The sequence below is a fragment of the Stenotrophomonas sp. STEN008 genome (genome assembly GCF_056760435.1).
On sequence record NZ_JBRRET010000026.1, the window covers coordinates 16,922 to 39,854 of the forward strand.

Below are 22,933 nucleotides of genomic sequence, written 5' to 3' on the forward strand. Positions count from 1 at the left end.
GTTACGGATGCGGCAATGCCTGCCTCGATCGGCGGAGCAGGCATCGGAACGGGAGTTGCCTTGCATTTCTCCGGGGGAAGCGGGGCCATGTCCACCGTCTTGGGGATCGCGGTGGCTTTCGAGGGGCTGCTTCGCATCGGACGATTGATTCTGCGCACTCGGTTGGGCAGGCAAGGTCTGCTGAGGCGAAACCTAATCACGCTTTTTTTTACTGTCAACAACCCCCGCGAAAAATTTTCACATTGGCGCCGTCCCGGACACCGCCTCCAGCGTCCTCGTTTCGCTTCCGCAGACACCGCTGGCGTGCACAACACGACCGCCACGCGCACCACTGCGTGCGCGCGCGCTCAAGAAAAAACACTTGAAATAAGCACTCTGCGTAGATGCGTGCCATTCCTGCGCCACCTCGCGCGCGCACCCGGGCTACGTATCGCAGCGGCCTGCCGCGCCACCACAACGGGGCCGCAACGAGGCAGAAAAAGTTTTCACATTCGAACGCGCCGGCGCGGGGTGGAAACGCGGATTTGCGCAAAACTGCGCGCGTCCGAAGACACCCTTCCGAAGCGCCTGATGCCGCGTCGTGGGTGTGCAGCGAACCGGGCGTCATGAGTCCGGCGCGGTCGCCGGAACGAAAACGGCCACCCGAAGGTGGCCGTTTTCAAACCAGGAAACAACGACTCAGTGGTCGTCGTTCTCAAGGACTTCGGCGTAAGCGTCCGGGTCCAGCAGCTCGTTGATCTCTTCGGCGTTGGACAGCTCGACCACGAACATCCAGCCTTCGCCGTAGGCATCTTCGTTGATGGTTTCCGGCTTGTCGGACAGCGCCGAGTTGACCTCGACGACCTTGCCGCTGATCGGGCTGTAGACGTCCGAGGCCGCCTTCACCGACTCGACGACAGCGATCTGCTCGCCGGCCTTGGCGTCGGCGCCGACCTCCGGCAGTTCGACGTAGACCAGGTCACCCAGCAGGCCCTGGGCGTGGTCGGAAATACCGACGGTAACGCGGCCATTGCCTTCGACACGGGCCCACTCGTGGGACTTGAGGAACTTGAGGTCGCCGGGGATCTCGCTCATGGGACTGCTCCAGGATTTGCAGGGGGTGGAAAAAACGGGGCTAGTGTAACCAACCGGCCGCCACTGCTGTCAGTGACGTCCGGCACGTTCGGATCAGGCGTCGGCGAGCACGCCGGGCTGGGCCTGGCCTTCGCGCACGAAGGGGAACTTGACCACGCGCACCGGCACCTGCCGGCCACGGATATCGACCGTGACCTGGCCGAGGTCACCTGCCGGCACGCGGGCAAAGGCGATGCCCTTGGCCAGCGTCGGCGAGAAGGTGCCGGACAGGATTTCGCCCTGGCCGCCGGCCGTGGTGACCACCTGGCCGTGGCGCAGGACACCCTTCTCGTCCATCACCAGGCCGATCATCTGCCGCGCATTGCCGGCGGCCTTCTGCGCTTCCAGCACGTCGCGACCGATGAAGTCACGGCCTTCGTCCAGCGACACCGTCCAGGCCAGTGCGGCTTCGTACGGGCTGATGGCTTCGTCCATGTCCTGGCCGTACAGATTCATGCCGGCCTCCAGGCGCAGGGTGTCGCGGGCACCGAGGCCAGCCGGCTTCACGCCTGCAGACAGCAGGCGGTTCCAGAACCCGACCACGGCCTCCTGCGGCAGCAGGATCTCGAAACCGTCCTCACCGGTGTAACCGGTACGGGCAACGAACAGTTCGACGCCCTCATCGGACCGCACCTGCAGCGCGGCGAAGCGGCCGAGTTTGCCCAGCGCCTCGCGGTCGGCGGCGCCGACCAGACCAATGACGAGCTCGCGCGCCTGCGGCCCCTGCACGGCGAGGATGGCCAGGTCAGGACGCTGTTCAACGGACACGTTGAACGGAGCGGCCTGCGTACGCAGCCAGGCCAGATCCTTCTCGCGGGTGGAGGCGTTGACCACCATGCGGAAGAAGTCCTCGCCCAGGTAATAGACGATGAGGTCATCGATGACGCCGCCTTCGGCATTGAGCATGCACGAGTACAGCGCCTTGCCCGGCACCTTCAGCTTGTCGATGGAATTGGCCAGCAGGCGGCGCAGGAACGGCTTGACCTGCTCGCCGCGCAGGTCCACCACGGTCATGTGGCTGACGTCGAACACGCCGGCCTCGCGACGCACCAGATGGTGCTCATCCAGCTGCGAGCCGTAGTGGATGGGCATGTCCCAACCCCCGAAATCGACCATCTTGGCGCCGAGGGCGCGGTGGGTATCGTTGAGCAGCGTCTTCTGGGTCATGACCGTTCCGGCAGCAGAGGAAACAAGAACCCCCATTATCCCAGATCGATCGCCCACGGGCGTGCCGCACCGCAGCGGTTCGCGCACGTACCGCCCGCAGGCTCAGCTGGCCGCTTCAACCACCAGCGTGCTGCCCTGCACCGCGACCACCCGCACCCGTGCCCCGGCCGGCAGTTCCGGACCGCTGACCTGCCAGTACGCATCGTCGATGCTGACCCGACCCTGCCCGTCCGTGATGCCCTGCTGCAATGGCACCACCCGACCGATCAGCTGCTCGGCGCGGCGGTTCAGCAACGGCTTGTCGCTGGCGCGTGCCCGCGACCTGCCCCAGCGCCGGTAGCACTGGATCGAAAGCACGCTCAGCACGACGAAGGCGACCACCTGCCACAGCAGCGGGATGCCGGCAAAGATCGCCACCAGCACGAACACCGCTGCAGCGCCGATGCCGATCCACAGCATGAACGCGCCGGGCAGCAGAGCCTCCGCAGCGAACAGGAGCAGGGCCAGCGCCCCCCAGGCGACGACGTCCCAGCGCATGTCAGCCTCCGATCGGCGGCGGTCGCTTGCCGGCCGCCTTGTTGTCCTGGCTGGCCAGTGCCTGCTTGGCCAGCTCGGCCACGCCGGCGATGGAGCCGATCACCCCACTGGCCTCCATCGGCATCAGCACCAGCTTCTGGTTCGGCGAGCTGGCCAGTTCCTTGAACGCTTCCACGTACTTCTGGGCGACGAAGTAGTTGATCGCCTGCACATCGCCCTCGGCGATCGCCGCCGACACCACCTTGGTCGCCATCGCTTCGGCTTCCGCCAGGCGCTCGCGTGCCTCCGCATCGCGGAACGCTGCCTCGCGCCGCCCTTCCGCCTCCAGCACCGTGGCCTGCTTCTCGCCATCGGCGCGCAGGATCTCCGACTGCCGCGAGCCTTCCGCCTCCAGGATCTGCGCACGCTTCTCGCGCTCGGCCTTCATCTGCCGCGCCATCGCGTCGAGCAGATCGCGGGGCGGCTGGATGTCGCGGATCTCGATGCGGTTCACCTTCACGCCCCACGGGTTGGTGGCATGGTCGACCACGCTGAGCAGCTGGGCATTGATCACCTCGCGCTGGCTCAGCGATTCGTCCAGGTCCATCGAGCCGATCACGGTACGGATGTTGGTCTGGACCAGAGCGATCATGGCCACTTCCAGGTTGGCCACCTCATAGGCGGCCTTGGCGGCGTCCAGCACCTGGAAGAACACCACCCCGTCGACGCGCACGGCGGCGTTGTCCTTGGTGATCACTTCCTGGCTGGGTACATCCAGCACCTGCTCCATCATGTTCACCTTGCGCCCCACGCCGTACACGATGGGGATCAGGAAGTGCAGGCCGGGGGTCATGGTGTGGGTGTAGCGGCCGAACCGCTCGACAGTCCATTCATATCCCTGCGGCACCATGCGCACGGCCTTGAACAGGATGACCACGGCCACGAAGGCCAGTACCACGGTAAAGAACATGGTCGGGAACATCAGGCTTTCCTTATCGGTAGACGTCCAACCCCGAGCATAGCGTGTGAATGCGGCGTGCACACGTTCTCACCACCGCACCCGCCCGCGCAGGATGTCGATGAACATCACCCAGTCGCCCAGGAACGAGTACAGCGGGTGGCGGAACGTGGCCGGGCGGTTCTTCTCGAAGAAGAAGTGCCCCACCCACGCGAACCCGTACCCACAGGCCAATGCCGTCAACAGCAGCAGCGGCTGGCCGCGCAGGATCGCCGCAGCGACCAGCAGCAGTACGCCGCAGCTGCCGATGAAGTGCAGGCGCCGCGACACCGGATGGCGGTGCTCGCTGAGATAGAACGGATAGAAGTCACGGAAGCTGGAGAAACGGGACATGTGCGCACTCCCAACGCCACGATCCACCCCATCATGCCCCTTTCCGGCGGGCCTGGCACTGCCGGCGGTCAGCCCGGCTGGCGCGGCCCGAACATGATCACCGCCATGCCCGCCAGGCACAGTGCAGCACCCAGCAGATCCCAGCGGCTGGGCCGGACGCCATCGACCAGCCACAGCCAGAACAGCGCGGTGCCGATGTACACGCCACCGTAGGCGGCATAGACGCGGCCACTGGCGGTCGGATGCAGGGTCAGCAGCCAGGCGAACAGGGCCAGACTGGCCGCCGCCGGCAGCAGCAGCCAGACGCTGCCTCCTTTGCGCAGCCACAGCCACGGCAGGTAGCAGCCGACGATCTCGGCCAGCGCGGTCAGCAGGAACAGGCCGAGTGTCTTCATTCCTTCTCGGCGGCCTTGGCGTGCTGCCAGAGCGCTTCCTGCGCGTCCAGGTCCAGCGAGGCGAGGGATGTGCCCTGTGCCTCGGCCTGTGCCTCCATCGCCCGGAAGCGACGCTCGAACTTGTGGTTGGCACCGCGCAGCGCGGCGCCCAGGTCGATGTCGGCGTGGCGCGCCAGGTTGGCGCAGACGAACAACAGGTCGCCCAGTTCCTCCTGCAGCCGCGCCTTGTTGCCGGCGATGTCGCCGCGCTCGAACTCCTCGCGCAGTTCCTGCAGTTCCTCGGCTGCCTTGTCCAGGACCGGCAGCGGGCCCGGCCAGTCGAAGCCCACCTTGGCCGCGCGCGACTGCAGCTTCACCGCGCGTTGCCACTCCGGCAGGCCCCGCGAGATTCCAGCCAGGGCGGAATGGTCCTGTTCGCCCTTGGCTGCCCGCTCCGCGCGCTTGATCGCATCCCAGTTGCGCATGACCCCATCGGCATCATCGACGCTGACATCGGCGAAGACATGCGGATGGCGGCGCTGCATCTTGTCGCTGATCGCGCGGGCAACCTCTGCGAAAGCGAACGCCCCCTGCTCTTCGGCCATGCGAGCATGGAATACCACCTGCAGCAGCAGGTCGCCGAGCTCGTCGCAGAGATCATCGAGGTCGCCACGATCGATCGCATCGGCGACTTCGTAGGCTTCCTCGATGGTGTACGGGGCAATGGTCGCAAAGTCCTGCTCCAGGTCCCATGGGCAGCCGCCCTGCGGATCACGCAGGCGGGCCATGATCGCCAGCAGGCGTTCCAGTTCGGTGCTGGCGGCACTGCCGGCGGTGGGGGTGTCGTGCGCGCTCATGCGGCCTCCAGGTCAGTCGGACAACCAGTCGCGCCACGGCAGGCTGGTATCGCCAAGGGCGATGAAATCGCCGTTCAACAGCGTCTCGCGGCGGTTGTAGCGGAAGGGCTTGCCGGTCGCCGCCGAGAGGACCGCGCCGCCCGCCGCGTGCAGCACGCACTGGCCGGCGGCGGTATCCCATTCGGAGGTCGGGCCGAGCCGCGGGTACACATCCAGGCCCGCCTCGGCAATGCGGCAGAACTTCAGCGACGAGCCCTGGGCGATGGTCTCGATGCGGCCCATGCGCGCCAGCAGCGCTTCGGTTTCCGGCGAGCGGTGGGAGCGGCTTGCCGCCACCCGCAGCGGAGCGGTCGCCGGGCTGCGCGTGCGCAGCACGGTGTCGTGCAGTCCCTGCCGGCGGTACGCCAGTTCGCCGCGCATGGCGTGCCACAGAATGCCGGTGACCGGCGCCAGCACGACGCCAAACGCCGGGGCACCCTGGTAGATCAGGGCGATGTTGACGCTGAATTCGCCGTTGCGCTTGACGAACTCGCGGGTACCGTCCAGCGGATCGACCAGCCAGTAGGCGCCCCAATGGCGGCGCAGTTCCCAGGGCACCTGGGCCGACTCTTCAGACAGGATGGGCAGATCCGGGGTCAGTTGCCGCAGACCCTGCTCAATGACCTGGTTGGCGGCCAGGTCAGCGGCGGTCACCGGACTGTTGTCGTCCTTGATCCGCACGTCGAATCCTTCGGCGTAGACCTGCATGATGGCCTGGCCGGCTTCCTGCGCGATGGCGATCGCGGTCTCGCGCAGATCCGTGGTCAGCTTGATCATCGGGCTCCCTGCAGCCACTGGCGGGCGATGAACAACGCCGCCAGCGAGCGGCCCTCGGAAAAGTCCTCGCGCAGCATCAACCGGTCCAGCTCGGACAGCTTCCAGGGCACCACCTCCAGCTCCTCGGGCTCGTCACCGATCAGCTTTTCCGGATACAGGTCGCGCGCCACCACCAGCCACGACTGGTGGCTCATGTACGTCGGCGCCAGCGTCATGGCGCGCAGCACATCGACCCGATGCGCGCCATAGCCGGCCTCTTCCTTCAGTTCGCGATCGGCGGCCTGCTCGGGGGTCTCGCCGGCATCGATCCGGCCCTTGACCAGGCCAAGCTCGTACCGATGTACCCCGGCCGCGTATTCACGCACCAGCAGCACCGTCTCGTCGTCGAGCATGGGCACCACCACCACCGCACCGTGGCCACGACTGACCAGGCGCTCGAAGCGGCGGCGTTCACCATTGGAGAATTCCAGATCCAGATGCTGGCGCTGGAAGGGACCGTTCTCTTCATCGGTGATCCGATGGATGATCGGCAGGCGACGGCTGGCACGGTCATCGTTCATGCGGAATCTCCGCGGCGGCCGACGCGGGCGCCGGGGCCGATAGAATGTGCAGGCAGCAACATGTTCATGAGCCCGAAATGCTAGCAGACCCAACCCCCTCCCCGCTGGCCCTGCACTGGCGGCAACGCGACCTGCAGGTGCTGTGGCATCCGTGCACACAGATGCGCGAGCATCCCGACACCCTGCCGCTGGTGCCGATCGCGCGCGGCGAGGGTGCGTGGCTGATCGACCATGACGGCAACCGCTATCTGGATGCCGTCAGCAGCTGGTGGACGAATCTGTTCGGCCACGCCGAGCCCCGCATCGGCGCCGCCATCGCGGCCCAGGCCGGCCAGCTGGAACAGGTGATGCTGGCCGGCTTCAGCCATGAGCCGGCGATCACCCTGGCCGAACGCCTGCTGGCACTGGCCCCGCGGCAGGCCGGGCGCGATCCGCTGGCCAAGGTGTTCTACGCCGACAACGGCTCGGCCGGGGTGGAAGTGGCACTGAAAATGGCCTTCCATTACTTCCATAACCGCGGCGAGACCCGGCGTACGCGTTTCATCGCGCTGGAAAACGGCTACCACGGTGAAACGCTCGGTGCGCTGGCGCTGGGCGACATCCCACTGTACCGGCGGGTGTACGCGCCGTTGCTGGCCGAAGGGCTGTTCGCACCCTCGCCCGACGCCTACCTGGCCGAGCCAGGGCAGAGCGCCGCCGAGCGTGCGCGCCAGGCCGCCGATGGCCTGGCGACGCTGTTCGACCAGCACCCCGGTGAAGTATGCGCGGTGATCCTGGAACCCCGCCTGCAGTGCGCCGGTGGCATGCGCATGCATGATCCGGTGTACCTGCAGCGCGTGCGTGAGCTGTGCGACGCGCACGGTGCGTTCATGATCGCCGACGAGATCGCCACCGGCTTCGGTCGCACCGGTACGATGTTCGCCTGCGAACAGGCCGGGGTGATGCCGGACCTGATGTGCCTGTCCAAGGGCCTGACCGGCGGGTTCCTGCCGCTGGCCGCGGTCCTGGCCACGCAGGCCCTGTACGACGCCTTTCTCGACGACTCCCGCGAGCGTGCGTTCCTGCACTCGCACAGCTATACCGGCAATCCGCTGGCGTGCGCTGCGGCGCTGGCGACGCTGGACATCTTCGGCAGCGACGATGTGATCGCGCGCAACCGCGGCACCGCATCGGTGATGGGCACCCTCGCGGCACCGTTTGCCGACCACCCGCATGTGGCCGATGTGCGCCAGGCCGGCATGGTGGTGGCATTCGAACTGTCGCACGGCGGCGACAGGCGCACGCCCTTCGACCCCGGACTGCGGCTCGGCCTGCACGCGTACAAGGCAGCACTGAAGCGCGGCGTGGTCCTTCGCCCGCTGGGCGATGTGCTGTACTGGATGCCACCGTACTGCGTGGACGACGAACAACTGGATCTGCTGGCGCATACCACGCTGGCCGCCATCGACGAGGCGATTGCATGCGCGTGACCCGCTGTCCCATCGACCTGCCGCTGCACAGCGGCCAGACCGTGACCCTGCCCGAGGAGACCGCCAACCACCTGGTGCGGGTGATGCGCCTGCGCGAAGGCGATGGCTGCGTCCTGTTCAACGGCGATGGCCATGACTACGCTGCGACGCTGACCGTGGTCGGCAAGCGCGAAGTGCAGGCACGCATCGACAGCGTGCAGGCCATCGACATCGAATCGCCGCTGGCCATCACCCTGATGCAGGGCATCGCGCGCGGCGAAAAGATGGACCTGATCCTGCAGAAGGCCACCGAACTCGGCGTCAGCAGCATCCTGCCGGTGAACGCGGAACGCACCGAGGTGAAGCTGGACGCGGCCCGCGCGGAAAAGCGCGTGGCGCACTGGAACAACGTCGTGCAGTCGGCCTGTGGCCAGTCCGGGCGCGCGCGCATTCCACGGGTGGGTGCCCCGCTGTCGCTGGCGCAGGCGACCGCCGCACTGCCCGCCGATACGCTGCGGTTGACCCTGGACCCGATGGGTTCGCACCGGCTGTCGACATTGGCAGCGGCGCCCGCGGGCGGCATCGTGATCGCGATCGGTCCGGAGGGCGGCTGGTCGCCACGCGACCGCGAGCAGCTGGCCGCCGCCGGCTTCCAGGGCCTGCAGCTGGGCCCGCGCATCCTGCGCACGGAAACCGCCGGGCTGGCCGCGATCGCCGCGTTGCAGGCGCGGCTGGGTGATCTCGGTTAGGTCCACCGACAACCTGCACGCCAACGGCAGCGCCGGGCCATGCCCGGCGGCCTGTGTCCGGGGGCGGCCTCAGGCCGCCAGTGAAGCCAGCGCGCTTTCCAGTGCGTCCAGATTCGGCAGCAGCGCGCTCTGCTCACCCAGCAGTACGCGCATGTGCACGATCTGCGGCAGGGTCTCCTCCGACGCATCGGCCAGCAGGCCATCGCGCGGCACCGAGATCAACTGCGGGAAGTTCTGGGTCAGCAACGCGTAATACGGCCGCTGCTGATCGCCGCTGAGCGCCTTCAGTACCACCACCTTGTTGTGGACACCGGCTGCCTCGTCCCCCAGCCCCGAAAGCCGTGCGAATGACACCAGCGGCACCTGCCAGCCATGCCAGGCGATCTCGCCGACCAGCCAGCGGGGGGCGTCGGCCACCGGCTGCACCGGCACCCGCGACATCATTTCGGCCACCGTGGCATTGGGCAGCAGCACGCGTTCGTTGCCAGCCTGGATCAGGACACCACGGATTTCATCGTTGCTGGCGTAACTCATGGAGCTTCTCCGTTGTGGTCACCCTCGCCCCAGCGCGCGGCGATGATCTGCGCCAGTTCCTGCGGTTCGCCAGCGGCCATGCCGGCGGCGACCACGGCGGTGGCGGCGGCCGGGTCGTAGCATCCCTCCCCCACCTGCCCGGCCACCCACGCGCCCGCGGCAGCCAGGTCCAGTGCCGGCCCGACATGGCCCAGATCGGCACCGCTGAGCAGTACCAGTGCGGTGTACTGGGCCGGCAACGCGGCAATCGAGATGCCCTGCGCGTCGGTCAGGAAATGCAGACCGTCGCTGGCCGCGCGGACGCCGATGTCATCGGCCAGCACATGCACCTGCCCGGGCGTGGCGCGCTGGCCGGCTTCGGCCAGCTGCACCGGCAGCGGCGAGACACGCGCCATCTGCTTGACGAGATTGCCGTAGCGGCCCCCATCCAGGCGCATGTGCACCAGCACCGGCACCGCCAATGCCGAAGGCAGCGCGCCCAGCAGGCGACGCAACGCATCAGGGCCACCGATCCCGGCCAGCACCAGCAGCGCGCCCGCGCGTGCGCCGGGCGGGGCGGCCGCATCCAGGTCGACCAGGCTCAGGTGGTCGGTATCGAACGACGATGAGCGCGCCTCGACCTCCGCTGCGGCGTACGCCGGGGTGGCGGCATCGGCCGACTCGTCCACCAGCGACCACGCGGTGTGATCGAACGTCACCGACGGTGCCGCGGGGGGGGCTGTCCGTGCGACCGGCGCTTCCGGCGGTTCGGGCACGATCGGCTGCAGCGCGGCCAGAGCGTGTTCGAACGCGACCGGTTCATGCAGCTGCGCCGGCGGTGCGTACAGGCCATCGGCTGGCACGTCGTCGGCCCAGCGGTGTGCCTGTTGCAGGTGCGTCTGCAGCGCTGCCTCCTGCGGTGCAGGTGGCGGCGCAGGACGACCGGGCTCCAGCTGCAGGGCCGGTTCGTCCTCGGCGCCCGGCGGCAGCACCTGCTGGTGTCCATGCAGCTTGGCGGCCAGGTGACGCCCCCAGCGCTGCGCCTCCCAGCCGTTCCGGCGCGCGGCCAGCTCGGCTTCGTCGAACACCAGGGTCAGGCCGGGGGCCGACAGCACGGGCTCCAGGCGTTCCAGTGCGTCCTCGATCGCCGCTTCCAGTGCGATCACCACGAACTGCGGCCGCGCGTCATGCAGCGCCTGCGGTTCAAGGCCATTCGGGTCGTCTTCCAGCACGATCTGCACGTCGGCGTGCGCCAGTGCTTCGCGCAGGCGCTCACGCGCCGCGCCAGGCCGGGCCAGCAGGGCGACGGCCGGGTTGGCTTCACTCTCGGACACGGGCGATCCCCAGCAGGTCGTACACGTTACGCATCAGGTCCAGCTCCTGATAAGGCTTGCCCAGGTAGCGCTGGACGCCGATCTCGAAAGCGCGCTGCCGGTGCTTGTCGCCGCTGCGCGAGGTGATCATCACGATCGGAACGTCCCTGTAACGCGGGTCGGCGCGCATCGCGGTGGCCAGCTCGTAGCCGTCCATGCGCGGCATCTCGATATCCAGCAGCATCAGGTCGGGAACACGCTCCTCCAGCCGCTCCAGCGCCTCCACGCCATCGCGGGCGACGCTGACCTCGAAGTTGTGGCGCTCCAGGATGCGGCCGGTGACCTTGCGCATGGTCAGCGAGTCGTCGACCACCATCACCAGCGGCACCTGCCGTTCCTGACGCGGCGCATTGACCAGCACCGGCGGCGTCGGGTTGGCCAGGTAACGACGCACCAGCGGCGCCACGTCCAGGATCACCACCACACGGCCATCGCCGGTGATGGTGGCACCGTAGATGCCCGGCACCGATGCGATCTGCAGGCCGACCGGCTTGACCACGATTTCGCGGTTGCCCAGCACCTGGTCGATCGCCACGGCAGCTCGCAGGTCGCCGGCGCGGACCAGCAGCAGCGGCACCTGCGCCTGGCCCTCGGCACGTGCCGGTGCCTGGCCGACCAGGCTGCCCAGGTCGTACAGCGGATAGTCTTCGCCGCTGTAGCGATAGCTGCTGTCGGCGGCCTCGAAGCGCTCGCGCGAGAGGCGGCCGATACCGCTGACCGAAGCCACCGGCACGGCAAAGGTGGTTTCGCCGATCTGCACGAACACGGCCTGGGTGACGGCCAGCGTCTGCGGCAGGCGCAGGGTGAAACGCACGCCCTGGCCACGCACCGACTGGATATCGACCGAGCCACCCAGCTGGCGCACTTCATTGCGCACCACGTCCATGCCCACGCCGCGGCCTGCCAGCTGGCTGACCTGGTCGGCGGTGGAGAAGCCCGATGCGAAGATCAGATTGTCCAGTTCGTGATCGGCAGGCTGCGCGTCGGCGGCCAGCAGGCCACGGTCGATCGCGCGGCGACGGATCGCCTCCCGATCCAGACCGGCGCCGTCATCGGCCACGTCCAGCACGATTTCCGAGCCTTCGCGATGCAGGCGGATGGCAATCTCGCCCTCTTCCGGCTTGCCGGCGGCACGGCGCTGCTCCGGCGCCTCCAGGCCATGGGCCACCGAGTTGCGCAGCATGTGCTCCAGTGGCGCGACCATGCGGTCGAGGACGTTGCGGTCCAGTTCGCCATGGGTGCCTTCCAGGGTCAGGTGGACCTGCTTGCCGGTGTCGATGCCGGCCTGGCGCACCACGCGGCGCAGACGCGGCACCAGGCCGTCGAACGGCACCATCCGTGCACGCATCAGGCCATCCTGCAGTTCCGAACTTACGCGCGACTGCTGCTGCAGCAGGGCATCGTACTGCCGCGAGAGATCGTCCAGCACGCCCTGCAGGCCGCCCAGGTCGGCGGCGGACTCGTTCAGCGCACGGCTGAGCTGCTGCAGGGTGGAGAAGCGGTCCAGTTCCAGCGGATCGAACTTCTGGTCGGCCTGGTCCTGCTCACGCTGGTAGCGGGCAACGATCTGCGCTTCGGTCTCCAGGTCGAGGCGACGCAGCTGGTCGCGCAGACGCGCGTTGGTACGTTCGAGCTCGCCCATCGCGCCGCGGAAGGCACCGAGCTGCTGCTCCAGGCGCGACCGGTAGATCGCCACCTCACCTGCGTGATTGACCAGCCGGTCGAGCAGATCTGCGCGGACGCGCACCTGCTCCTGCTGGGGACGTGCCAGCGGATCGTCCTCGACCGTGCTTTCGACCGGCAACGGCGCGGACAGCGGTGCATCGACCAGGGCAACGGTCGCGGGTACGACGGTGGTTTCAGTCTCCACCGGGCCAGCCGTGCCGACGGCGGCAGCCGCTGCCGGATCGGTGGCGGTACGTGCCTCGAAAGCATCGACCAGATCCTGCGCCGGTTCCACCACACGATGCTCGCCGGTACGAGTCAGCAGCTGGTGCAGGCGATCGAAACCGCGCTCGAGCAGCTGCACGTCGCGGCGCTCGATCTCGGTGCGCCCCGCCGCGACCACCTCCAGCAGCGATTCGATGCTGTGGCCGAGGTCGCCGATGGCGTTGATGCCGGCCATGCGTGCGCCGCCCTTCAGCGTATGCAGGTCACGCTGCAGGCCGGCGAGCACTTCGCGGTCCTGCGGCGCATCGCGCAGCTCGCTGATCAGGCCATCGCAGTGATCAAGCAGGTCCTTGCCTTCTTCGACGAAGATGTCGACCAGCTCGCGGTCATACACAGTGAAGTCAAGCAGATCGGCAGGCTCCTCGCCCACGCTGCCTTCCGGTTCCGGTTCCGGTTCCGGCATCGGCTCGATCGGCTCGTGTGCCGGCACGTCATCTTCGGCAACCGAACCCTCGACCGGCGTGGAACCGCCCGGTCCGGCAGCGCCGCTGCCCTGGCCCGGCGCGTCTTCCATCTCGAAGAACGGCGACGGCGGCGCGGCTGCCGGCTGCGGATCGACCGCAGGCTCTGCAAGGGACTCCCCGGCATTCACCGTCGCCGGGGACGGCGGGTCGGCGCTCTCTCCTTCACCGACCGCCGTCTCCCCGCCGACGTCCGCATCCTCGGCAAAGGCCTCTGCCTCGCCCGGCGCGAGTTCGCTGGCCTGCAGGCCGAGCACGGACCACTGCCCGTCGTCGGCCGGAGTCTGCTCTTCGTCGATCACATGCAGGCCGGCTTCGAGCGCAGCTTCCAATGTGACCGGTTCCGCAAAACCCGGCGCAGCCATGTCATCCTGCAGGCTCGACAGCGTGCTGTCGAGTGGCAGTGCAGCAGCGTCATCACTCGCATCGAACCCTTCCACGTCATCCCATGACGTATTCAGGTCGATCGTTTCTGTGAACGCGGCGGCGTCCGCCGCCTCATCCGCATCACGGTCGTCGACCGGCAGCGCGCTGGCGTCCAGGTACGGCGACAGGTCGTCCGCGCCTGTCAGCGCAGCGTCTTCGGCCAGCCCGGGGAGCGCATCGGCGACCACCGGCGACACGACCGCTGCGGATTCATCGGCAGCGGCAGCGACCGGTGGCAGCGTGGCCGCCGCCTCCTGCCCGGTAGCTCCCAGCGACGGCCAACCGGCGTCGAAGTAGCGCGAAAGGTCATCACTGGCCGTGAGCTCGGCCACGTCCAGGCCGTCCTTCGCCGGATCGGCTGTGGCCACGCCATCGGTGTCAGCAGGTGCACTGTCGATCCCGGCATTGATTCCGGCGCCGATGTCGCTCTGCGCATCGGCAGGAGCCTGCCCGTCCACCTTGTGCGAAGGTTCTCCATCGGTCGCGAGCGCCTCTTCGTCATCCAGCCCCACCAGCGGCCAGCGCGCTTCCGGCAGCTCTCCGGCCAGGGCCTGCAGGCGCTGCACCAGCGCAGGCTGAGGCGCAATGCGCGGCTGCTCCGCCTGCAGTGCTTCCATGGTCGCGGTAATGGCCTGCGCGGTCGCGTCGAGCGCAGCGACACCCTCGTCGCCCGGCACCACATCGGCGGCCAGGGCCCGCTTGATATAGGATTCGGCGCCGCCCGTGACCGCCGTGATCTCCGGCACCTCGGTCATCGCGAAGGCCCCATTCATGGTGTGCACGGCGCGCAGCAGCGCATCGCTCACCGGCTGTGGTGCCTGCTGCGCCGAGCGCAGCCACGCCTGCAGGGTTGCCTGGTGGACCTCCACCTCGGCTTCGAGGATCTCGCGCAGCACGCTGTCGATATTGGCCGGAGTCCCCTCGACCGCGGTCGCGTTCCCGGCGTCGGCTGTCGTCGCCGCTTCCGCTTCGAGAATGCGGCTGATCTCGTCCTCGCCCTCTTCCGCCGCCGGCGCCACCGGTGCGGGCGCCGCAGCCGGCAGCGGCACGTAGAACGTCTCTTCGCCGGCACCCACGCGATCGGCAATGGCCTGCATCGCCTGCAGATCGACACTGATGCGCTGGCCATGACGCAGTGCGTCGCTCAGCTGTGGCAAGGCGGCGTGCGCGTGATCAACCATGGCCAGCACAGCCGGCGTGGCCGGACGGCTGCCGTCAAGCACGCGGTTGAGCATGCCTTCGATCTTCCACGCGAACTCGCCCAGCGTCCGCGCACCGACCAGGCGGCCGCTGCCCTTGAGGGTGTGGAAGATGCGGCGGATCGGCCGCAGCCGGTCCAGATTGTCCGGCTGCGCGTGCCATGCCGGCAGCAGCGTACCGAGGTTGGCACGCTCGTCGTCGAACTCTTCCAGGAACACCTCGCGGATGTCCTCGTCGATGTTCTCCGCATCATCGTCGAAGCCGGCATCGAAGCCCGCTTCGGACGCGGGCGTGATCGCGACCGGCGCGTCGGCGGCCGATGGCATCGCCCGCGGGTTGAAGTCCTCCGCGGCGGCACTCAGTTCAGCGAAGAACCGGGCATCGGCCTCGCTGAAATCGATCGGTGCGATGGTGTCGATCTCGATCAGGGCCACCGCCGGTGCTGCATCTGCGGCAGGCGACGCGTCCGCGGCGAGGGTGACCGGATCCGTTGGCTCCGCATCAACGCTGTCCAGCACCGGATGCAGGTCTGCGTCGTCTTCCAGCACCAGCGTTTCCATCGCATGCAAGGACAGCACGTCGTCGGCGTTGTCCAGTGCATCGGCGTCGAAACGGAATACGACTTCATCAGCCGCCACATCCGCGGCGCCATGCTCGGCGGCCACCGGATCGAATACCGGCGCCGACGTAATGTCCGGTGTACCGGCGGACGCGAACGCCACCGTGTCGTCGCCGGACACCGACGGTGCATCCGCCATGTCGTCCACCTGGGACAGCGTCCACTGCGGCACCTCGGCCGGTACCGGATCGATCGTTTCGTCGCTGGCCAAGGCCGGCGCATGTGCATCATCCGCGTACCCGGCACCGACCTCCACAGCAGCCAGGTCCCATTGCGGCACGGCCGGGGCCGGTGCACTGGACGCGGCGAACACCAGCGAGCTACCGGCATCGGGCGTCGTCCCGGGTACCGCGACCGGTACCGACAACCCACCGAACATCAGCCCGTTGTCGGTCACTGGCGGTGCCAGCGGCGGATCGAAGACGAAGTCCGGCAGGGCGGCAGCCACACTGCCGGCGGCGGGCGCGGCCGTGCTCACATCGATGTCGACGTGGCCGGGCTGCAATGGCATCACCTGCAGGTCTACCGCCTCGCGCTCGACCGCTTGCACGCCCTGCGGCGCCTCGTCGATCGCGGCGCGCTCCGGCAGCGGCCAGTAGCGCAGCGCTTCCAGGCTGCTGCGGGTGATCTCCAGAATGTCCTCACGGCCCGGACGACGATCACGCAGGGCTTCGAGGTAGTACTCCAGGCTGGCCATGGCGTCGGCGAGCGTATCCAGCTGGCGCCCGCTGGGCACACGCTGGCGACCGATCAGCTCGGCGTCGATGTACTGCTGGACGCCGCGCAGGTAGTCGGCGGCAGTCCCCAGGTCGAGCATCCGCAGTGCACCGGCGACGTCGCCGAGCAGGCGCGGCACGTCCTGCAGTTCCGCGTGGTTCCAGCTGGTTTCGATGAACGCGACAAAGTGCTCGCGGGCCGCAGCGAAATTGGCGATGGCCTCGTGTGCCAGCACCTCGACGGTACGGCGGTTTTCCACGGCGGCAGGGTCATCCTCGCCGCTGCCATCCGCACCCAGATGGGCAACCTGGTCATCCAGCGACGCATCGACGTAGAGCAGCGCGCCGGCGATGTCCAGCAACAGGTTCTCGTCGATCTGCTGGCGGCCCTCGACCACGCCGCGCAGCGCGTCGCGCTGCTGCACGACCACGCCGCGGGCCACGCCCAGGCCCATCATGCCCAGCGTATCGGCCACGGCCCCCAGTTCGTCGGCCTGCGTCTGCAGCTGTTCTGCTGCACCGCCGGTGCGCAGATGCAGGTCCAGCGCATCCTTGATGCGCAGCAGCTCTTCCTTCACCGCGCTGCCGACCGTATCGAGCAGTTCGCGGTTGCGCCCGCTCAGGCTGCCGCGCGCATGGTCGAGCTCGGCTTCGGTGGCGGTGACGCTGTCGGGAGCGAACGCGAACAGGACGCTCTCGTTGATGCCGGCCGCACCGCGCGCGGCGCGGATGTCATTGAGCAGCGGCAGCAGCACGATCGGAATGTCGCGGTGGCCGTTCTGCAGGCGCTCCAGATAGTCGGGCAGCAGCACGCTGCCGCGCATCAGCGTGGCGCAGGCCTCGTCACGATCAGACGCCTGGCCGCTGCCGATCGCATTCGCGAGCTGCTCCAGCTCCTCGGCCACCATTGCCGGGGCGTACAGTTCGACCATGCGCAGGGTGCCCTGCACCTGGTGCAGGTGGCCGGCGCAGATACGCATGCGGCTGGCATCGGACGGATCCTCGGCGTAGTACTCGACCTCGTTGCGCACCTGGCGCAGGGTCTCGTCCAGCTCGGGCTTGACCCAACCCAGCGCTGCGTGGCTCATCGCATCGCGCAGAGTGCTCATTGACAGGCTCCGGTCGCCGCCGCGCGAAGGCCGCGCTGGATCTGGCGTGGGGAATGGAAATGCTTCATCGACGGGTTCCTTGCTCTTCGCCCTGCCCGCGTCACGCCGGCAGCTTGAAGTCGGCGACCGAACGACGCAGGTCGGCAGCCAGCTGCGCGAGGTGGCCGATCGACTCCGCGGTCTGTCCGGCACCCTGTGAGGTCTGGCCGGTGATCTGGCGGATCACGCCCATCGTGCGGGTGATGTCCGACGCGGCTGCGGACTGCTGCTGGGCCGCGATGGAGATGTTCTTGATGAGGGTGTTCAGTGCATTGGACACGCGCTCGATCTCGGTCAGTGCCGTACCGGCGTCTTCGGCCAGACGTGCACCGGACACCACTTCGGCGGTGGTCTGTTCCATCGAGGTGACGGCCTCGTTGGTGTCGGCCTGGATGGCCTGCACCAGGTTCTCGATACGGCGCGTGGCGCCCGATGTGCGCTCTGCCAGGCGCTGCACTTCGTCGGCCACGACCGCGAAGCCGCGGCCCGCTTCGCCCGCCGACGCGGCCTGCACCGCTGCATTCAATGCCAGGATGTTGGTCTGTTCGGAAATGTCGTTGATCAGTTCCACGATCGAGCCGATCTCCTGCGACGACTCACCCAGGCGCTTGATGCGCTTGGAGGTTTCCTGGATCTGGTCGCGGATCTGGTCCATGCCCTGGATGGTCTCGCGGACCACGCCGGCACCCTCTGCGGCAATCACCACCGAGCGCTGTGCCACGTCGGCCGATTCGGCCGAGTTGCGCGAAACCTGCTCGATGCTCGCTGCGATTTCGCCGATGCGGTCCGAGGCCGAGGTGATCTGGTTGGCCTGGTGGCCGGCTGCTTCTGCCAGCTGCATGGCCGTCGCCTGGGTTTCCTGGGTGGACAGCGCGACCTTGGCCGAGGTGTCGTTGATGGTCGTCACCAGGTGGCGCAGCTCGTCGACGGCGTAGTTGATCGCGTCGGCGATGGCGCCGGTCATGTCCTCGGTCACCGACGCCTTGACGGTCAGGTCGCCCTCGCCCAGCGAGGAGATTTCGTCCAGCAGGCGCATGATCGCCTGCTGGTTGCGGCTGTTGAACTCCACCTGGGTCTGGTAGCGCAGCTCCTGCTCACGCGAGCGGCTGCGCACGTTGGTGGAGACGAAACCGATGATCGCGATCAGCGACAGCGCACCGGACGCTACACCGATCCAGAAGTTCGGGAACAGGCGGGTATCGGACACCGAGCCGAACGAAGAGAAGGCTTCGAACAGCTTGCGGCTGTCATCCAGCATGTGCGCCGAGCCCTGGCCCAGCGCGGTGGCCGCCGACTGCGCGGCGAACAGCTGGCGCGAGCTGGCCAGGATCGCATCGGCATCGGCCTTCATCGCCTGCCACTGGGTGTGCGACTGCTCCAGCGCGGCCACGGCGGCCGGGCCACGCACTGCGGTGATGCCCAGTTCCTCGTTGCCGTTGCGCAGGCCGTCGAGCACCTGCGAGAACACGGTGATGTCACGCGCCAGTGCGTCGCCCGCGGCGGCCGCCGAAGAGCCGCCCGCACGCATTTCGGTGACCCGTCGGGCCATCGAGCCGGCCACCACGACCTGCTGCAGCGCGCTGTATACCTGCGCGGCCGGCGCACCCGAAGCCGACATCGCGCGCACCACCTCGTTCAGCTGCGCCTGCAGCCCCGGCACCGCGCCAGTGAAGTTGTTGGCATTGCCGGCCAGGGCCAGCACCGCCGGCTCGCTGGCAACCAGCTGCCCGGCCTGCTTGCCCAGCGGCGCCCAGGTTTCACCCAGCGTCGAGATCGCCCGCGACACGCCCGGTTCCTTGCCGTAGCGCCCCTGCAGCGTCGAGACATTCTGTTCGATCGCGTTGCGGGTGGCCTTGAAGGCAGTGAATGCCTGGGCATTGCCGCCCACCGCGTCACGCCCCTGGTTGGCCAGCTGCTGCGACAGCACCTGCAGGTCCGCGGCCTTGGAACCGGCATCGGCCAGGCGGCTGCCCTGCCAGGTCGCCACGCCGGTATTGACGCCGAACAGGATCATCGATGCCAGCAGCAGGGCCAGCCAGAGGTTGCTGCCGCCCAGCCGAAGCTTGCCGGTCTTGGTGGCGTCCGAAGCAGTACTCATCGTTCAACCTCGATCTTCAGTGCAGGGGGCGATGCCCGGCCTCAGGCCGCGGCTTGCCGGAATTCAGGAGTGCGCGACAGCAGCGAGAGCGAGAACACGCCCCAGTCCTGGCCGTCAGCATGGAAACCGCGCTCGACGAAGTGCCCGTAACGACCCTCGGCCAGGCTGCCGGCCTCGATCTGCTGGTCGGCTTCGAAGCTGCGCTGGCCGAACAGTTCGTCGATGGTCAGTGCGACGTCACCGCCGGCCTGGCGCATGATCAGCACGCGCTGCCCTTCCTGCTGCACGGTGCGTGTGCCTTCCAGGAAGTACTTCAGGTCGACCACCGGGAACAGGTTGCCGCGCAGGTTGCCCACGCCCAGCAGCCAGGGCTGCGCGCAGGGCACGGGCGTGACCGGCGGCATCGGCACGATCTCCACCACTTCGCGGAAATCGGACACCAGCCGGCGCTGGCCGACGCGGTAGCCGACGCCTCGCCACAGGTCCTGGACGAATTGCCGGCCCGGCAGCTGCACCGCATGGGCCAGGCTGCGCCGTTCGTAGGCTTCGAGAATGTCGAAAGGCGAGCGCATCAGGCCACCAGTTCGTTGATCCGCGCGATCAGTTCATCCTCGCGCGGCGGCTTGACGATGTAGTCGGCCGCACCCTGGCGCAGCCCCCACGCCTTGTCGGTCTCCATCGCCTTGGTACTGACGATGATGACCGGGATGTGCCGGGTCGCGGCGTCGCGGGCCATCGCCCGGGTGGCCTGGAAACCGCTCATGCCCGGCAGGACCACGTCCATCAGCACCAGCTGCGGCACCTGGTCGCGGACAAGCTGCAGGCCATCCTCGGCGTTGTCCGCTTCCAGCACCTCGTGGCCGGCACGGCGCAGCCACTGGGTGAACACCGCGCGGTCGGTCGGTGAATCCTCGATCAGGACGATACGAGCCATTGTGCCTTTCCCCCCTGGTCAGGCGTTGACGTATGTGCGGATGGCACCCAGCAGTTCTTCGCGCGTAAAAGGCTTGGTCAGGTACTGCTCCGACCCGACGATGCGCCCCCGCGCCTTGTCGAACAGGCCGTCCTTGGACGACAGCATGATCACCGGGGTCGCCTTGAACAGCTGGTTTCCCTTGATCAGCGCGCAGGTCTGATAGCCATCCAGACGCGGCATCATGATGTCGACGAAGATGATCTGCGGCTGCTGGTCGGCAATCTTCGCCAGCGCTTCAAAGCCGTCGGTGGCGGTGACCACCTCGCAGCCTTCGCGCTTGAGCAGCGTTTCCGCAGTCCTGCGGATGGTCTTCGAATCATCGATGACCATCACCCGGAGTCCTGCGAGTTCCCCGCCCGCAGTCGTGTTTTCAGTCATTGCCTATCCCCAAGCGCACGGCCCGGTCTCAGGCGGGGGCCGCTACGAAAGCGTATCTATATCGCACTTTCCGCGCCCGCTTCAAGGCCGGCCCATCACGCGGGCCGTGCTACCGGGCTGAACGTGACGGGGTTCGCATACGGTGCGCGGCCCGGGGGACGGACGCAGCGTTGCATCGCCGCGGGGAGGCGCACGGCGGGCGTTGCCGCTACCATCAACGCCTTGCCTGACAGGTGCGCCCATGCCGTTGAACGTCATCGTGGTGATGGACCCCATCGCCCACATCAAGATCGCCAAGGACACCACCTTCGCCATGCTGCTGGAAGCCCAGCGCCGCGGCCATGCCCTGCACTACGTGCGGCCGGGCGGACTGGCCCTGGAAGGTGGCGTGGCGGTGGCCCAGACCGCCCCGCTGCGGGTCCGCGACGACCCCGCCGGCTGGTACGAGCTGGGCGGGTTCAGCCGGACCGAGTTCGGTCCCGGCCAGATCGTGCTGATGCGCAAGGATCCGCCGGTCGATGCCGAATACGTCTACGACACCCAGGTGCTGGACGTGGCCGCTGCGGCCGGCGCCTGCGTGGTCAACAATCCGCAGGGCCTGCGCGACTACAACGAGAAACTGGCCGCGCTGCTGTTCCCGCAGTGCTGTCCGCCGACCCTGGTCAGCCGCGACGCCAAGGCCTTGAAGGCCTTCGCACTGGAACATGGGCAGGCCGTGCTGAAGCCCCTGGATGGCATGGGAGGGCGCTCGATCTTCCGCAGCGGCCAGGGCGACCCGAACCTGAACGTGATTCTGGAAACGTTGACCGACGGCGGACGCAGGCTGGCGCTGGCACAGAAGTTCATCCCGGACATCAGTGCTGGCGACAAGCGCATCCTGCTGATTGACGGCGAGCCGGTCGACTACTGCCTGGCGCGCATTCCGCAGGGCGACGAGTTCCGCGGCAACCTGGCCGCTGGCGGGCGCGGCGAAGGCCGTCCGCTGAGCGAGCGCGACCGCTGGATCGCTGCGCAGGTGGGACCGGAAATGAAGCGCCGCGGCATGCGCTTCGTCGGCCTGGATGTGATCGGCGACTACCTGACCGAAGTCAACGTCACCAGCCCCACCTGCGTGCGCGAACTGGACGCGCAGTACGGCCTGAACATCGCCGGCACGCTGTTCGACGCGCTCGAGGCCGGCCTGCGCTGATGCCCGCCGCACCCGCCGTCCTGCCACCGCCGCCGCGCGAAGCGCAGCGGCTGGGTGCCACCCTCACCCTGTCGGTGCTGGTCCACGTCCTGCTGATACTGGGGGTAGGTTTCGCCGTGAAGGGCGAGGCCCCACTGGTGCCCACGCTGGAAGTGATCTTCAGCCAGACCCGCACCGCGCTGACGCCGAAGCAGGCGGACTTCCTGGCCGCCGCCAGCCAGGAAGGCGGCGGTGACCACGACCGCGCGCAGCGTCCGCGCGACAACCAGGCCGGGATCGTGCCGCAGGCCCAGGCCGGGGTCAGCCCGGTGCCACAGCAGCAGCAATCCGCAGCGCCCGTGCCACCGCCGCAGGCCCGCGTGGTCAGCAGCCGCAATGGCCAGGACACGGTGGCACGTGCGCAGGCCCAGCCAACGCCACTGGAACCGGTGCCGGACGCACCGATGACCGCACGCGAGCAGCGCGATGCGGAGATGGCGCGGCTGGCGGCCGAGGTCCACCTGCGCTCGGCGCAGTACGCCAAGCGACCGAACCGCAAATTCGTCTCGGCCAGCACGCGCGAATATGCCTATGCCAATTACCTGCGCGCCTGGGTCGACCGCGCCGAGCAGGTGGGCAACCTGAACTATCCGGACGAGGCACGGCAACGCCGTCTCGGCGGCCAGGTGGTCATCAGCGTTGGCGTGCGTCGCGATGGCAGTGTGGAAAGCAGCCGCATCCTGCGTTCAAGCGGAACACCGCTGCTGGATGAGGCCGCGCTGCGGGTGGTGACGCTGGCACAGCCGTTCCCGCCGCTGCCGCGTACCGAGGACGGGATCGACATCCTGCAGGTCACCCGCACGTGGGTGTTCCTGCCCGGCGGCGAACTGCGCGACGACCGGTAGGGGGGTGTTGCCCGGGCCTGCGGCCCGGGACCCGCTGAAGGCAACGGCAAC

At 68.2% G+C, this 22,933-nt stretch carries 20 protein-coding genes; 4 read left to right on the plus strand and 16 right to left on the minus strand.

The annotated features are described in order from the left end of the window. Window positions 1-678 precede the first annotated feature (678 nt). The 9 genes from gcvH to nudE form a co-directional block, all read right to left on the minus strand. Window positions 679-1,074: a glycine cleavage system protein GcvH gene (gene gcvH, locus ACVOME_RS12925; RefSeq protein WP_053520260.1), complete on the minus strand. Its 396-nt coding sequence runs from the start codon at window positions 1,072-1,074 to the stop codon at window positions 679-681. Between the two features lie 93 nt (window positions 1,075-1,167). Beyond that, window positions 1,168-2,280, minus strand: a complete 1,113-nt coding sequence (gene gcvT / locus ACVOME_RS12930; protein WP_053520259.1) for a glycine cleavage system aminomethyltransferase GcvT — start codon at window positions 2,278-2,280, stop codon at window positions 1,168-1,170. Between the two features lie 102 nt (window positions 2,281-2,382). Next, on the minus strand, window positions 2,383-2,817 hold the full coding sequence (locus ACVOME_RS12935) for an NfeD family protein (RefSeq protein ID WP_053520258.1): 435 nt from the start codon (window positions 2,815-2,817) through the stop codon (window positions 2,383-2,385). 1 nt (window position 2,818) lies between these two features. Further along, window positions 2,819-3,778 carry an SPFH domain-containing protein gene (locus ACVOME_RS12940; protein ID WP_053520257.1) on the minus strand — a complete coding sequence of 320 codons (960 nt, stop codon included), beginning with the start codon at window positions 3,776-3,778 and terminating at the stop codon, window positions 2,819-2,821. A gap of 66 nt (window positions 3,779-3,844) precedes the next feature. Beyond that, complete coding sequence (locus ACVOME_RS12945) at window positions 3,845-4,147, minus strand: Mpo1-like protein (protein ID WP_065182616.1); 303 nt, start codon at window positions 4,145-4,147, stop codon at window positions 3,845-3,847. Window positions 4,148-4,215: 68 nt separating this feature from the next. Then, window positions 4,216-4,542, minus strand: coding sequence for a YnfA family protein (locus ACVOME_RS12950; RefSeq protein ID WP_065182615.1), 327 nt, complete (start codon window positions 4,540-4,542; stop codon window positions 4,216-4,218). After that, window positions 4,539-5,378, minus strand: coding sequence for a nucleoside triphosphate pyrophosphohydrolase (mazG, locus tag ACVOME_RS12955; protein WP_053520254.1), 840 nt, complete (start codon window positions 5,376-5,378; stop codon window positions 4,539-4,541). The genes ACVOME_RS12950 and mazG overlap by 4 nt, the downstream gene beginning before the upstream one ends. A 12-nt stretch (window positions 5,379-5,390) precedes the next feature. Beyond that, window positions 5,391-6,194: a 3'(2'),5'-bisphosphate nucleotidase CysQ gene (gene cysQ / locus ACVOME_RS12960; RefSeq protein ID WP_053520253.1), complete on the minus strand. Its 804-nt coding sequence runs from the start codon at window positions 6,192-6,194 to the stop codon at window positions 5,391-5,393. After that, on the minus strand, window positions 6,191-6,754 hold the full coding sequence (nudE, locus tag ACVOME_RS12965) for an ADP compounds hydrolase NudE (RefSeq protein ID WP_053520252.1): 564 nt from the start codon (window positions 6,752-6,754) through the stop codon (window positions 6,191-6,193). The genes cysQ and nudE overlap by 4 nt, the downstream gene beginning before the upstream one ends. 77 nt (window positions 6,755-6,831) lie before the next feature. On the opposite strand from nudE, the gene bioA reads away from it, so the two are divergent. Together bioA and ACVOME_RS12975 are read left to right on the plus strand one after the other, a co-directional pair. Further along, complete coding sequence (gene bioA, locus ACVOME_RS12970) at window positions 6,832-8,223, plus strand: adenosylmethionine--8-amino-7-oxononanoate transaminase (protein WP_481505162.1); 1,392 nt, start codon at window positions 6,832-6,834, stop codon at window positions 8,221-8,223. Next, window positions 8,214-8,951 carry a 16S rRNA (uracil(1498)-N(3))-methyltransferase gene (locus ACVOME_RS12975; protein ID WP_111186719.1) on the plus strand — a complete coding sequence of 246 codons (738 nt, stop codon included), beginning with the start codon at window positions 8,214-8,216 and terminating at the stop codon, window positions 8,949-8,951. Before bioA ends, ACVOME_RS12975 begins: the two co-directional genes overlap by 10 nt. A gap of 69 nt (window positions 8,952-9,020) precedes the next feature. On the opposite strand, the gene ACVOME_RS12980 is transcribed toward ACVOME_RS12975, so the two are convergent. The 7 genes from ACVOME_RS12980 to pilG form a co-directional block, all read right to left on the minus strand. Then, the gene (locus ACVOME_RS12980) at window positions 9,021-9,485 is read right to left on the minus strand and encodes a chemotaxis protein CheW (protein ID WP_053518915.1); all 465 of its coding nucleotides are present in this window, start codon (window positions 9,483-9,485) and stop codon (window positions 9,021-9,023) included. Then, window positions 9,482-10,798 carry a chemotaxis protein CheB gene (locus ACVOME_RS12985; protein WP_253118626.1) on the minus strand — a complete coding sequence of 439 codons (1,317 nt, stop codon included), beginning with the start codon at window positions 10,796-10,798 and terminating at the stop codon, window positions 9,482-9,484. Before ACVOME_RS12985 ends, ACVOME_RS12980 begins: the two co-directional genes overlap by 4 nt. Then, window positions 10,785-17,318: an Hpt domain-containing protein gene (locus ACVOME_RS12990; protein WP_481505163.1), complete on the minus strand. Its 6,534-nt coding sequence runs from the start codon at window positions 17,316-17,318 to the stop codon at window positions 10,785-10,787. Before ACVOME_RS12990 ends, ACVOME_RS12985 begins: the two co-directional genes overlap by 14 nt. Window positions 17,319-17,418: 100 nt before the next feature. After that, the gene (locus tag ACVOME_RS12995) at window positions 17,419-19,455 is read right to left on the minus strand and encodes a methyl-accepting chemotaxis protein (protein ID WP_053518921.1); all 2,037 of its coding nucleotides are present in this window, start codon (window positions 19,453-19,455) and stop codon (window positions 17,419-17,421) included. A 41-nt stretch (window positions 19,456-19,496) separates the two neighbouring features. Beyond that, complete coding sequence (locus tag ACVOME_RS13000) at window positions 19,497-20,027, minus strand: chemotaxis protein CheW (RefSeq protein WP_053518924.1); 531 nt, start codon at window positions 20,025-20,027, stop codon at window positions 19,497-19,499. Further along, window positions 20,027-20,389, minus strand: a complete 363-nt coding sequence (locus tag ACVOME_RS13005; RefSeq protein ID WP_053518925.1) for a response regulator — start codon at window positions 20,387-20,389, stop codon at window positions 20,027-20,029. Before ACVOME_RS13005 ends, ACVOME_RS13000 begins: the two co-directional genes overlap by 1 nt. A gap of 18 nt (window positions 20,390-20,407) precedes the next feature. Continuing rightward, a complete protein-coding gene (pilG, locus tag ACVOME_RS13010) occupies window positions 20,408-20,809 on the minus strand; it encodes a twitching motility response regulator PilG (protein WP_005418455.1) in 402 nt (133 codons plus the stop codon). Between the two features lie 241 nt (window positions 20,810-21,050). Between pilG and gshB the strand changes: the two genes are divergently transcribed. Beyond that, window positions 21,051-21,998, plus strand: coding sequence for a glutathione synthase (gene gshB / locus ACVOME_RS13015; protein WP_053518927.1), 948 nt, complete (start codon window positions 21,051-21,053; stop codon window positions 21,996-21,998). Further along, window positions 21,998-22,882, plus strand: a complete 885-nt coding sequence (locus tag ACVOME_RS13020) for an energy transducer TonB (protein WP_053518928.1) — start codon at window positions 21,998-22,000, stop codon at window positions 22,880-22,882. The genes gshB and ACVOME_RS13020 overlap by 1 nt, the downstream gene beginning before the upstream one ends. Window positions 22,883-22,933 lie beyond the last annotated feature (51 nt).